Origin of the sequence: Streptomyces sp. NPDC023838 (assembly GCF_040639555.1) — a bacterium.
Lineage (GTDB): Bacteria > Actinomycetota > Actinomycetes > Streptomycetales > Streptomycetaceae > Streptomyces.
In genome coordinates this window covers 70,365-83,658 of sequence record NZ_JBFAAD010000019.1, presented here as the reverse complement: position 1 = coordinate 83,658, position 13,294 = coordinate 70,365, and the positions used below count along the sequence as shown (strand labels likewise).

Below are 13,294 nucleotides of genomic sequence, written 5' to 3'. Positions count from 1 at the left end.
GCGGACTTCTTCCGCTTCTGAATTTCCCCTTCCGTACGGCCGCGAAGTCCGCTCCCGGCACTCCTCGCACTTTCGAGGCTTACGTCCCGTCGGTCACGGAAAGGTACGGCTCGTGCCGACGAACGACGAGATGGCCAGTGAGTTCGCAGCCGAGCTACGGCGGCTGAGGAGCCTGCGCAGGATGTCCCTCACCGAGCTCGCCCGCTCGGTCCACTACAGCAAGGGCTACCTCAGCAAGATCGAGAACGGCGGGAAGCCCCCGACGCTCGACGTCGCCCGGCGCTGCGACGCCGCCCTCGGCGCGGACGGGAGCCTGACGCGTCTCGTACCGAAGACGCCCGCCGGACCGCCCGTCGGACCGCCCGCCGTCGGCGTCCCCCCGGCCCGCTCCGGTGAGACCGATCCGCAAGAAGCACAGTGCCCCTACCGGGGACTCGCCGCCTACGGGCCGCAGGACGCCGAGTGGTTCTTCGGCAGGGACGGCGCCACGGCGGAGCTGGTGGGGCGGCTCGCCGAGCGCGTGGGCCAGGGGCCGCTGGCCGTCGTCGCGCCCTCGGGCGCCGGGAAGTCCTCGCTGCTCCAGGCCGGGCTGCTGCCCGCGCTGCGGCGCGGCGCGCTCCCGGTCGCCGGGTCCGCCGCGTGGCCCGCCGTGGTGTGCACACCCACCGCGCACCCGCTCAAGGAACTGGTGCGCTGCACCGTCGATCTGCTGGGGCAGGCGGGCGACGGACTCACCCCCGAGGCGCTGGCCGAACGGCCGCGCGCCCTGCTGGACGCGGTCCGGGACGCCCACGGACACCCCGGGCTGGTCCTCGTGGTCGACCAGTTCGAAGAGGCCTTCACTCTCTGCGCCGACGCGCGCGAGCGCCGCGCCTTCGTCGCCGTGCTGCACGCGCTCGCGACGGGAGCCGGGGGACAGCGGCCGACGGGAGTCCCGGTCCCGGCCGAAGCGGCCGTGGTCCTCGGCGTGCGCGCCGACTTCTTCGGGCACTGCCTCGACCACCCGGAACTCGCCGAGGCGTTCACGCACGGCCTGTTCGCGCTCGCGCCGATGTCCGACGCCGAGCTGCGCGCCGCCGTCACCGGCCCCACCGAACGGGCCGGCCTCGTCCTGGAACCGGGCCTGGCCGAGTTGCTGCTGCGGGACCTGCGCTCCGGACCCGCCGCCTCCCCGGGCTCGCTGCCCCTGCTCGGCCACGCCCTGCTGGCGACCTGGCAGCAGCGCTCGGGCCGCACGCTGACGGTCGCGGGATACGAGACGACCGGCGGCATCCACGGAGCGGTGGCCCGCACCGCCGAGTCCGTGTTCACCCGCCTTGATCCGGCCGAGCAGCGCATGGCACGCCACCTGCTCGTACGACTGGTGCAGATCGGCGAGGGCTCCGCCGCCCAGACCCGCAGACCGCTCGAACGCGCCCTGATTCCCGGCCAGTCGGCGGATCCGGCGGCCGCCGCCCGCGCCCTCGACGCGTTCGTGCGGGCGCGTCTGGTCACCGTCGGCGCGCAGACCGTGGAGATCACCCACGAGGCACTGCTGCACGCCTGGCCCCGGCTGCGCGGCTGGATCGAGAGCGACCGCGCCGCCCTCGTCCAGCGCCAGCAGCTCGCGGACACCGCCGTGGAGTGGGCGCGCGCGGCGCACGACCCCGGGCTGCTGTACCGGGGCGCGCGGCTCGACGCGGTCCGCGACTGGGACCGGCCCGGGAGCGGTGACCGGCTGGGGCCGAGGGAAGCCGCGTTCGTGGCCGCGTGCCTCGCCGAGGAGGAGCGCGGGCGTCGGGCGGCGCGCCGCCACGTCCGGGTCCGCCGCGCCCTGCTCGGCGCGCTCGCCGCCCTGCTCGCCGTCGCCGTCGCGGCGGGCGCCGTGGCCTTCCGCCAGCGCTCCGACGCGTACCGACAGCGTCGCACCGCCCAGTCGCAGGCCATGGCGGTACGGTCGCAGGCGCTCGCCGAAGGACGGCCGGAGGCGTCCATGCTGCTGGCGGCCGCCGCCTATCGGACGGCCTCCACCCCCGAGTCGCGCGGGGCGCTGCTCAGCACCCAGGCCCAGTACTTCGGCGGCCGCCTGACGGGCCACCAAGGTGCGGTCAACGGCGTGGCGTTCAGCCCCGACGGCCGTCTGCTCGCGTCGGCCGGGTCGGATGCCACGGTACGGATCTGGGACACCGCCGACCACCGGGAGACGGCCACGCTCACCGGGTACGAGGGCCCGGTCACGGCCGTCGCCTTCGCGCCCGACGGCCACCGCCTCGCGACCGCCGGAACGGACGGGTCCGTACGCCTGTGGGACATGCCCTCGCACCGGATGACCGCGATCCTGACCGGTCACCGGGGAGCCGTGCGGTCGGTCGCCTTCGCCCCGGACGGGCGCGGACTGGTCTCGGGCGGCCTCGACCGCACGGTACGGCTGTGGAACACCGCCGACGGCACGGAGCGCGCGGTCCTCACCGGCCACGGTGACGCGGTGATGGCGGTCGCCTACGCCCCGGACGGCCGGACCGTCGCCTCGGCGGGCGCCGACCGTACGGTCCGGCTGTGGGAGGCGGCTGACGGGCGTCCGGGCGCCGTGCTCACCGGCCACACCGACCAGGTGCTCGGGCTGGCCTTCGCCCCGGACGGCTCCACCCTCGCGTCCGGCAGCGCCGACCGCACCGTACGCCTGTGGAACCCCGCCGACGGCACGGCGCGCGCGGTCCTCACCGGCCACGGCGACGATGTGAACGCCGTGGTGTTCAGCCGGAGCGGGGACACCCTCGCCAGCGCCAGCGGCGACGGCACGGTCCGGCTGTGGGACCCGGTCAACCGCCGGGTGGCGGCGGGGCTCTCGGGCCACACCGACTATGTCCTGTCCATCGCGGCGGGCTCCGACGGCCGCTTCGCGACCGGCGGGTTCGACCAGTCGGTGGTGCTGTGGAACCCGGGCGGCCCGGCGCTGGTCGCCCGGCCGTCCACCGAGGAGTGGCAGTCGGCCTTCTCGCCGGACGGCCGGCTGCTGGCCGCCGCGGCGGCGGATCACACGGTACGGCTGTGGGACGTGGCCCGCCGCCGCCCGCTCCCGCCGCTCACCGGCCACGACGGCTCGGTGTTCGCCGTCGCGTTCTCGCCCGACGGCCGGCTGCTGGCCTCGGCGGGCGCCGACCGTACGGTCCGGCTCTGGGAGGTGGCCAGGCGCCGGCTCCTCACCACGCTGACCGGGCACGCGGGTTCGGTGTTCGCGGTGGCGTTCTCCCCGGACGGGCGCACGCTGGCGTCCGCCAGTGCCGACCGCACGGTCCGGTTGTGGGGCACGGCCGACGGCGCACTGCGAGCGGTCCTGAGCGGCCACACGGACTTCGTCAACGCGATCGCCTTCAGCCCGGACGGGCACACCCTCGCCACGGGCAGCGACGACCTGACGGTCCGTCTGTGGGACCCGACGGGACACGCGGTGCGCGTGGTCCTGCGCGGCCACACCGGCTCGGTGCGCGGCGTGGCGTTCTCGCCCGACGGGCGCACCCTGGCCAGCGCCGGAAACGACGGGACGGTCCGCCTCTGGGACCCCCGGCGCGCCGCCCCGCTCCGCTCGCTCACCGGGCACAGCGGGTCGGTGCGCGCGGTGGCCTTCAGCCCGGACGGGGCGGTGCTCGCGAGCAGCGGAAGCGACCGGACCGTACGGCTGTGGCAGCCCGCGTCGGGTCAGCTCGTCGGCAGCCTGAGCGGACACACCGGCGCCGTATGGGGCGTGGTGTTCGCCCCCGGGGCCTTTGGCCGGACGCGGACGCTGGCGAGCAGCAGCAACGACGGCACGGTCCGGCTGTGGTCGACGGACCTGCGGTCCCGCGAGGCCGAGGTGTGCCGCCTCCTCGGCGACACCGGACCGCGCCGCTGGGCGGGGCTCCTGCCGGGACTGCCGTACGAACGCGTCTGCGGCCCGAGCGACTGACGAAGCGTCGGGTCCGTGGTCCGGTGCTGTTTCCCCGGGTGTTTCCCGTTTCACATCCGCACGGGCGACGCCCGCCTCCTCGACAGCGGCCCGGGGCGGCGGCCAGGCTCGAACCCGCGTCGACCAGCGGCGCAGGTACACCAGCAAGGAGCACGCACACCATGAACGCACGCGACAAGCTCGCCCTGATGGCGTCCGCCATCGTTCTGGCGACCGGGTTCACCACCGCCGTCCCCGCCGCGGCGGCTGCCCCGGCCGAGACGACCAAGCCCGCCGCCGAGTGCGGCGTGCGCTCGGACGGCCGGCTGTACTGCGGCAACAAGGCGGGCGCGAAGGGCTACGCGGACCGCTCGTACCGCTCGGCGACCCGCGGCACGCTGGTCGGCACCTTCAGCTGGTTCCAGTGCTGGGGGCACGGCGACCCGCACCAGGGCCAGAACGACATCTGGTACTGGACGCAGCTCGACAACGGCGCCTGGGGCAACGTGCCCGCCGTGGACGTGAAGACGGGCCAGGACCCGGCGCCCGGTCTGCGCGAGTGCTGACCGCCCGTCGTACGTGATGCCGCTGCCGTCCGCCGCAAGCCTCGCCGGCGGGCGGCGCCGGCGCGTCCGGACGAGCCGTCAGGCACCCTGGAAACTGCGGCGATAGGCGTGCGGGCTGGTGCCGATGAGGCGCTTGAAGCGGTCCCGGAAGGCGGTGGGGGAGCCGAAGCCGACCTGCAGGGCGATGCGGTCGACGGGGTGGGCGGTGGTCTCCAGGAGGTGCTGGGCCCGGCGGATCCGGGCCCGGTGCAGCCATTGCAGCGGCGAGGTGCCGGTCTGCTCGCGGAAGCGCCGGTGCAGGGTGCGGGCGCTCATCCCGGCTCGCGCGGCGAGGTCGTCGAGGGTGAGGTCGGCGCCGGCGTTCTCCTCCATCCAGCGCAGCAGCGGTTCCATCGTCGAGCCGCGCGGGGCGGGCGGATGCTCGGGGACGATGAACTGGGCCTGGCCGCCCTCGCGTTCCAGCGGCATCACGGACAGCCGGGCCGCGTCGGCCGCCACCGCCGAGCCCAGGTCGCGCCGGATCATGTGCAGGCACAGGTCCAGCCCGGCGGCGGCGCCGGCCGAGGTGAGCAGCTGCCCGTTGTCGACGTAGAGCACGGCCGGGTCGACGTCGACGGCCGGGTGGCGCTCGGCGAGCAGCGCGGCGGCGGCCCAGTGCGTGGTGGCCCGGTGGCCGTCGAGGAGTCCGGTGGCGGCGAGCACGAAGGCACCGGTGCAGATGGAGGCGATCCGGGTCCCCCGGGCGGCGGCCCGGCGCAGGGCGTCGAGGACGTCGTCCGGGACAGCGGCGGCGGGGTCGGCGCACCCCGGCAGGACGATCGTGTCGGCCTCGGCCAGCGCGTCGAGACGCCAGGGGGCCCGCAGCGTGAACGCCCCGGCGTCGACCTCCTCGGCGGGCGCGCACACCCGGACGCGGTAGGCGGGGCGCCCGTCGGGCAGCCGGGTGCGCTGGAACACCTCGATCGGCGTGGACAGGTCGAACGGGATGACTCCGTCGAGGGCGAGGACGGCCACGGTGCGCATGGCTCAACCATAGAAGAGCGCTCCGTCGCAGAACCACGCTCCACCATGGAAGAGCACCACGATCAGGGCCAGCTGCCTTCGAACGATGTGCCGTTGCCCCGTATCCACGCAAGAATCGTTGTTTTCGGCCATGTGGAGCGGTGGATGTGCGGCCAACTTTGCGATTCGCGCGCGGATGTTCCATCATCGTGACCGCGCGTCAGTTCTCGACGCGCTTCGAGGAGTCAGGGGCACGGGGAATCCCCTGTACACCGACCGATCCCGCAGGCGGCGAACACGTGGTCTCGCCATGCCGCGGTGATTCCCGCCCTGTTCCGTCCCTCTTCCGTTCACCTAGGCAAAGGCCGCATGTCCGCCCAGCAGCTTTCGGACCTCATCCGGTTCGCCCGTCACAACTCGCCCTTCTACCGGGACCTTTACGCGTCCCTGCCGCCGGACGCCGACCGCCTGACCGACCTGCCGGTCGTGGACCAGGAGAGGTTCTGGGCGGCCAACACCCTCGACGACAACCGCGTCCTGACCGGTCCGCTCAGCGAGGCGACCGTCTACAAGACCGGCGGCACCACCGGGGCTCCCAAGTTCTCCGTCTACACCCGCGACGAGTGGCGCACCTTCGTGACCGCCTTCGGCCAGGGCCTGGTGGACACCGGTCTGCGGCCGGGCCACCGCGTCGCGGACCTCTTCTACGCGGGCGAGCTCTACGCCAGCTTCCTGTTCATCCTCGACTCGCTGGCCCACGCCCCCGTCGACAACGTACGGCTGCCCATCGGCGGCGCCGCACCGCTGGAGTCCACGGTCCCGACCCTGCGCGACTTCGCGGCGCAGGTCGTGGCGGGCACCTCCACCACGCTGTGCCGCCTCGCCGAACACATCCTCGCGGCGGGCCTGCGGCTCGACGCGGTGGAGCTGGTCCTCTTCGGCGGCGAGGCACTCTTCGCCGACCAGCGGCGGCTGCTGGCCGCCGCGTTCCCCAACGCCGCGATCCGCTCGGTCGGTTACGCCAGCGTCGACGCGGGGCTGCTCGGCCGCCCCGTGCCCGGCCCCGACCCCCGGGTGCACCGGGCCTTCACCCCGCACTCGATCGTCGAGATCCTCGACGACACCACGGGAGAGCCCATCACCGAGGCCGGACGGCCCGGCCGGACCGTGGTGACCAGCCTCTTCCGCCGGCTGATGCCCATCATCCGCTATCCCGCGGGCGACCGCGCCGAGTGGAGCGACACCGCCCTCGGCCACTTCCGTATCCTCGGCCGCGCCGAGGAGGGCGTCCGGGTGGGGCCGGTCTCCCTGTACTCGCAGGACGCGCAGGACGCCGTGGCCCAGGCGGACACCGAGGGCCGCATCGTCGGCATGCAGCTGGTCGTCCGCCGCTGGGACGGGCGCGACGGACTGGTGCTACGGCTCGCCACCGCCCCGGGCGACGACGACCCGGCCGCGCTCGACGTGCTTGCCAAGGCCGTCGTCACCGAGCTGGAGAGCGCCCGGCCGCTGTATCCGGAGAGTGTGGGCGCCGGATTCGTACACCCGCTCTCCGTCGAGTGGGCGCGCCACCGCGACCTCGCCGTCAACCCGCGCTCGGGCAAGCTCGTCCGCGTTCTGGACGAGAGGCCGACCGCATGAGCGCCACCCTCGTGGACGAGGGCCGCCGCCGGCCGCTCGTCCTGCGCAACCGCGCCTTCGGCGCCGTGTGGCTGGGGCAGGTCCTGACCCAGGCCGCCGTCCGGATGTTCCAGGTCGGCGTCTCCTGGTGGCTGGTGGCCTACGCCGTCGACGGAGGACGGGGCCTGGCCTCCGGGCTCTTCATGGCGGTCAGCACCCTGCCCGCGGTGGCACTCGCCCCGGTCGTGGCCCGTGTCGTCGCCCGCACCGCCCACCGCTCCGTGCTGCGCACGGCCGCCGCGGTGGCCGGGTCCGTCGCCCTCGCCCTGGCCGGCTGGGCGTGGACGAGCGGGCTGCCGCTGCCCGCCGTGTACGCAGCGACCCTCGCCCTGGCAACCTGCCAGGCGTTCTTCGACCCGTGTCTGACCACCTCGGTGCCCGAACTCGTCGACGACGAGGACATCGAGACGGCCACCGGCTTCGAGCTGTCCACCCAGTCCCTGGCCGGTCTGGGCGGGGCGCTGCTCGGCGCCGTGACCGTCGACCGCGCGGGCGTGGCCGGGCTCGGCGCGGGCTGCGGGGCCGCCTACCTCGCCGCCGCACTGCTCGTCGCGAGCGTCCGCTTCCGTACCGCCGCACCCGGCGCCGACGGCGAGCCCGACGCGACGGCCGCAGCCGAGCGGCGCACGCTCCGCGACATCCTCGGCGGGCTCCCGTACGTACGGCGGATCCTGATCTGCTTCACCGCGGCCAACCTCTTCACCACCGCCGTCTTCGTCGTCATCCCGCTCTACACGCGGACCGTCCTCGGTGACGGCGGCTCCACCGTGGCCCTCCTGGAGGCGTCGCTGGGGTGCGGCACGCTCATCGGTTCGTTCACCGGCGCGCGGGTGCCGGGGCGGCCCACCGTCACCGGCGCGTATTGCCTGGCGCTGATGGCGTTCGCCCTCGCGCTGCCCGGCCTCGTCGCGGGGCGGCTGGTCTTCTCGGGGTGCCTGGTCGTGGCCGGCTGGTGCGTGGGGGTGATCGGGGTCCGTTTCGTCGCCCTGTTCCAGCGGCTGGTGCCCGCTGCCGACAAGCCCGGCTTCTTCGCGGTGATGCAGGCGGTCCTGGGCGCCTCCTTCCCGGTGGCCTCGCTGCTGTTCGGTCTCGCGGGGGACCACCTCTCGGCGCAGACGCTCTGCCTGGTGCAGGCCGCCGGACTGCTGCCCGCGGCCGCGGCCCTGGCCCTGCTGGGATCCGGTAACACCCGTGAGGACGCGGCGAGTTCGGCCGACCGCACCCCCGAGCCCGTCGGGAGTGAGCGATGAGCGCCCGTATCGCACCGGCCACCGGCGCCGACATCGCCGAGCTGCGCCAGCTCTACTACGCCGTCTACGGACCCCACTATCCGGCCGGACTCGGCACCGACCCGGCCGAGATGGCCCGGCTCATCCAGGACCCCGACTCGCTGTGGCTGGTGGCCCGCTGTCCGGACACCGGCGCGCTGGCCGCGTCGGCCGCCATCCACGGCGAGCCGGGCAGCCGGATCGGCCGCCTCGAAGGCCTCGCCGTCCACCCCGACCACCGCTCCGGCGGCCTGGCCGCCACGCTGACCGAGGCGCTGTGCGCCGGGATGCTGGACAGCGGGCGCCTGGACTCGGTGTACGCGACGGTCCGCACGGTCAGCGCCGGACCCCAGCGCGTCGTGGCCCGCAACGGCTTCCGCCCGCTGGGCGTCCTGCCCAACGCCGTGGATCTCAGCAGCCGCGAAAGCCTCGCACTCTACGCGCGTCACTCCGCCGGAGTGCTGGAGCGCCGGGTGCCGGTGACCGAGGTGCCCGCCCCACTGCTCCCGCTCCTGAAGGCCGTGGAGAGCTGTCTGGGCGTCAGCTACGGCGACGTCCGCGCCACCGGCCCGCTCCCGGCGGCCGGGCGCGGGCCCGGCGAGCGCCTGGAGATGATCGAGGCACCCGCCTTCGTACGCCGCCGCTTCCGCGAGCGCTTCCCCGACGCGGCCGGCTGGTTCTACCCGCTGCACACGCCCAACGTGCTGCTCACCCCCGACGACGGCCGGTTCGAGGTCTACGCGTACTTCAACCGCACCGGCGGCTACTGCTCGCTCCTGACCGCCCACCCCGACCCCGCCGCCGCTGCCGACCACCTCGAACCCGTCACACGGACCCTGACCCGGGCCGGAGCGGGCTATGTGGAGGCGCTGGTGCCGCTCGCGCACCACCAGGCACTCTCGGCGTTCCTGGCCCAGGGGTTCGTCGCGGGCGCGCTCTACCCGGCGATGCGCGCGGACGGCGACGGCTTCCACGACTACGTGGTCCTCTCCCGCACCACCGAGCAGATCGACTTCCGCGGCGTCGTCGTCGAGCCGCCCCTCCAGCCCTATCTGGACTGTTATCTGTCGGCCTGGGCGTCGACCTACCTGCCCACACTAGAGGTTGCCTCATGAACCCCCATCTCGCCCCGGTCGGCGTCCCCGACCCCGCCCTCCTGCCCCATGTGCAGGAGCTGTGCGACCTGACCGACCCGTACGCCTGCGGGCCCGCCGAGGACGAGCTGTTCGCCGCGGCCATGGCGGAGACCAACGCCTGGCACGCCGAACGCTCCCCGTTCTTCCGCTCGCTGTACGAGGCGACGGCGCCCGCCGAGCCGTACCGCGCCCCGCTGGTGCACGCCAACTTCTTCAAGCGCCACGAAGTGCTCTCCATCCCGCGCGAGGACGTCGATCTGCACCTGACCTCGTCGGGCACCACCGGCCAGAAGTCGCAGATGTTCTTCGACCGCTGGACCATCCGCTCGGCCCAGCGCATGGTCGCCCGCATCTTCGAGCGCAACGGCTGGATCACCCCCGACCAGGAGGTCAACTACCTCCTCTACAGCTACGAGCCGGCCCCCGCCCTCAACCTCGGCACGGCCTTCACCGACAACTACCTCTGCGACTTCGCCCCGGCCCGCACCGTCGAGTACGCACTGCGCAACACCGGCAACGGCCACGAGTTCGACCCGTTCGGCTGCGTCGCCGCGCTGCGCCGCTTCGAGAACGACGACGCCCCGGTCCGCATCCTGGGCTTCCCCGCCTTCCTCTACTTCACCCTGGAGCGGATGCGCGCCATGGGGCTGCCGCCCCTGTGCCTGCCCGAGGGCTCCCTGGTCGTCCTGGGCGGTGGCTGGAAGGGGCACGCCGACCGGCGCATCGGCAAGGAGGAGCTGTACGCCCGCGTCACCGAGCAGCTCGGCATCCCCGGCGACCGCATCCGCGACACCTTCGGCTCCGTGGAGCACTGCATCCCGTACATCGAGTGCGACCACCACCGGCTGCACGCCCCCGTCTGGTCCCGCGTCGCGATCCTCTCCACCAGCACCCTGGAGCCCCTGCCGTACGGCGAGACCGGTTATCTGCACCTCGTCTCCCCGTACATCACCTCCGTACCGGCGCAGAGCGTCGTCATGGGCGACCTCGCCTCGCTGCACCCGGGCGAGGAGTGCGGGTGCGAGCTGGCCACCGACTGGTTCACCGTCCACGGGCGCGCCGGAGTGAGCCGCAACAAGAGCTGCGCGGTGGCCGCCGCCGAACTGATGAAGGGCATGTCGTGACCGAGCAGAGGGAGACCATGGGCCGGGCGGGCGAACACCACTACTGGCAGGGCGCGTTCATCGGCGACGAGGAGGCCGGGCGGCGGCTCGTCTCGCTGCCCGCCGCCGTCGAGGAGGCGCTGGCGAGCCCGCTCGAGACCGAGACGGTCCTCGCCGCCTGCGACGCGCTCGCCACGGCCCTGCGCGACCCCGCGCACCCGGTACGCGACCGGCTCACGCCGCATCTGCCCGAGGGGGAGGACCCCGCGCTCCTCGGCGAGCTGGGCACCTACCTCAGCCGGACGGAGCTCACCCGCAAGCTGCGCCGCGAACTCGGCGGCACCGCCCCGGGACGGCTGAACCGGCCCGACGCCCGCGAGACGGTCTACGAGGCGTGGGCACCGGTCGGCCTGGTCGCCCACATCGCGCCGGGCAACGCGGCCACCGTCGCCCCGCTCAGCATCGTCGAGGGCCTGCTCGCGGGGAACGTCAACATCCTCAAGACCAGCAGCGGCGACACCCTCCTCACCCAGCACCTGCTCGCCGAGCTCGTCGCGCTCGACACCACCGGCGCCCTCGCCGCCCGCGTCATCGTGCTGCGCTTCCCCTCCTCCCGCAAGGAGTGGCTGGAGCTGATGTGCGCGCCCGCCGACGCGGTCGCCGTCTGGGGCGGCGAGAGCGCCGTCGAAGGGGTCGCCGCCCATGTGCCGCCCGGCTGCCGCCTGGTGGAGTGGGGCCACCGCATCTCCTTCGCCTACCTCACCCACGACACCTGGCACGAGCCCGCGACGCTGGAGGCCCTCGCGGCGGATGTGTGCCAGTACGAGCAGCAGGCGTGCTCCAGCCCCCAGGTGGTCTACCTCGACACCGAGGACGAGCAGGACGTCTTCGCCTTCGCCGGGCGCTTCGCGGACGTACTGGCCGCCCGGCCCGCCGCCGTGCCCGCGCCCGACGGTCCCGACATCGCCCAGCAGGCCGAGCTGACCACCACCGAACTCGTCGCCCGCCTCGAAGAACACCTGGGCCTGACCCGGGTGTTCGCCGCCCCCGACGGCTCCTGGCGGGTGATGGCCGATACCCGGTCCGCCCTCACCGCCTCGCCGCTGCACCGCAGCGTGTGGATCAAGCCGCTGCCGCGCAAGAAGCTGATCGCCACCCTGCGCCCCATGCGCCGCTACCTCCAGACCGCGGGCATCGCGGCGAGCCCCACCGACACCGCCGAACTCTCCCGCGCCGCCTTCGCCGCGGGCGTCACCCGCGTCACCCCGGTCGGCGCCATGCTCAGCGGCTACTCGGGCGAGCCGCACGACGGTGTGTACGCGCTCCAGCGCTACAGCCGCCGCGTCGCGGTCCAGGCCGACGACCGGTTCGCCACCACCGCGTGCCTGGACGATCTGGCGCGGCCGGTTCTCCTGCCGCCGCCGAGCGGCCCGCTGACCGGCAAGGAGGAGGTGCAGGAGCTCAACCGCCAGGTCGCCAGGGCCGACGCAGAGCTGTACTTCCGCAGCGGTGGCAGCACCGGCGACCCGGCGCTCTCCCTCTTCAGCTACGACGACTACGACACCCAGATGCACGCCGCCGCCCGCGGTCTGCTCGCCGCGGGCTACGACCCGATGGGGGACCGTACCGCCAACCTCTTCTACTGCGGCGGCATGTACGGCAGCTTCATCAGCTTCTTCTCCATCCTGGAGCGCCTCGGCGGCGTCCAACTGCCGCTCTCGGCCGGCCCCGACCACCGGGCCACGGCCGAGGCCCTGATCGCCCATCAGGCGGACACCCTCTTCGGCATGCCCTCCTACCTGTGGCAACTGCTGCACGAGGAGGCGGACGCGCTGCGCGAGTACGGCGGCATCCGCAAGGTGTTCTACGGTGGCGAGCACTTCACCGAGGCACAGCAGCGCACCCTGCGGGACACCTTCGGCATCGAGGTCGTCCGGTCCATCACGTACGGCAGCACCGATCTGGGCCCGCTCGGCTACCAGTGCACCGAGAGCGGCGGCGGCGTCCACCACCTGCACGCCGACCTGCACACCATGGAGATACTCGACCTCGAAGCCGACCGGCCCGTTGCGCCGGGGGAGACGGGCCGTCTGGTCTTCACCACGCACGCCCGGCGCGGCCAGCACCTCGGGCGATACGTGATCGGCGACCTCGGGCGCGCGGTCGACGGCCGCTGCCCGTGCGGCAGCCACGCACCCCGCTTCGAGCTGCGCGGCAGGACCGGGGACGTGATGCGGGTCGCCACGTACTTCCTCAACCACCGCCGCTTCGCCGCCATCGCGCAGGAACGGGCCGGCTACAGCGGCGAACTCCAGACCGTCCTCGACCGGCGGGACGCCCGCGAACGGCTCACCGTCCGCGTGGAATCCTCCGGCGCGGCGGACCCCGAGCTGCTGCGCGAGGCCTTCCTGGCCGACTACCCCGAGCTGCGCTCGGCCGTGACCGAGCGGCTGCTCGACCTCACGGTCGAGGCGGTCGACGGCGCGTCCCTGGACCGCAGCCCCACCAGCGGCAAACTGCGCTCGGTGGTGGACCTGCGCGGATAGCCATCACGTGCCTGTGCCGCCCCGGGCACCGCGCCCGGGCCGGCACAGAAACCGCCAGAGGCGCCCCAGGACGCTCACCACCCGCCCGTTGG

Annotated in this window: 8 protein-coding genes; 7 read left to right on the top strand and 1 reads right to left on the bottom strand. The window is 74.0% G+C overall.

All coding sequences use genetic code 11. The annotated features are described in order from the left end of the window. Positions 1–112: 112 nt before the first annotated feature. Positions 113–3,922, top strand: coding sequence for a helix-turn-helix domain-containing protein (locus AB0G17_RS23075; RefSeq protein WP_361385829.1), 3,810 nt, complete (start codon positions 113–115; stop codon positions 3,920–3,922). Between the two features lie 161 nt (positions 3,923–4,083). After that, on the top strand, positions 4,084–4,467 hold the full coding sequence (locus AB0G17_RS23070; protein WP_361385826.1) for a hypothetical protein: 384 nt from the start codon (positions 4,084–4,086) through the stop codon (positions 4,465–4,467). 78 nt (positions 4,468–4,545) lie between these two features. On the opposite strand, the gene AB0G17_RS23065 is transcribed toward AB0G17_RS23070, so the two are convergent. Beyond that, entirely contained in the window at positions 4,546–5,490 is a 945-nt protein-coding gene (locus tag AB0G17_RS23065; protein ID WP_361385823.1) for a helix-turn-helix domain-containing protein, read from the bottom strand. A 348-nt stretch (positions 5,491–5,838) separates the two neighbouring features. On the opposite strand from AB0G17_RS23065, the gene AB0G17_RS23060 reads away from it, so the two are divergent. From AB0G17_RS23060 to AB0G17_RS23040, 5 genes are read left to right on the top strand one after another with little or no spacing between them, the layout of a single operon-like run. Beyond that, the gene (locus tag AB0G17_RS23060; RefSeq protein WP_361385820.1) at positions 5,839–7,110 is read left to right on the top strand and encodes a phenylacetate--CoA ligase family protein; all 1,272 of its coding nucleotides are present in this window, start codon (positions 5,839–5,841) and stop codon (positions 7,108–7,110) included. Next, positions 7,107–8,399 (top strand): MFS transporter, encoded by a 1,293-nt coding sequence (locus AB0G17_RS23055; RefSeq protein ID WP_361385817.1) that lies wholly within the window; start codon positions 7,107–7,109, stop codon positions 8,397–8,399. Before AB0G17_RS23060 ends, AB0G17_RS23055 begins: the two co-directional genes overlap by 4 nt. Beyond that, complete coding sequence (locus AB0G17_RS23050) at positions 8,396–9,532, top strand: GNAT family N-acetyltransferase (protein ID WP_361385814.1); 1,137 nt, start codon at positions 8,396–8,398, stop codon at positions 9,530–9,532. Before AB0G17_RS23055 ends, AB0G17_RS23050 begins: the two co-directional genes overlap by 4 nt. Then, positions 9,529–10,677, top strand: coding sequence for an acyl-protein synthase (locus AB0G17_RS23045; protein WP_361385811.1), 1,149 nt, complete (start codon positions 9,529–9,531; stop codon positions 10,675–10,677). The genes AB0G17_RS23050 and AB0G17_RS23045 overlap by 4 nt, the downstream gene beginning before the upstream one ends. Beyond that, a complete protein-coding gene (locus tag AB0G17_RS23040) occupies positions 10,674–13,202 on the top strand; it encodes an acyl-CoA reductase (RefSeq protein WP_361385807.1) in 2,529 nt (842 codons plus the stop codon). Before AB0G17_RS23045 ends, AB0G17_RS23040 begins: the two co-directional genes overlap by 4 nt. Positions 13,203–13,294: the final 92 nt, after the last annotated feature.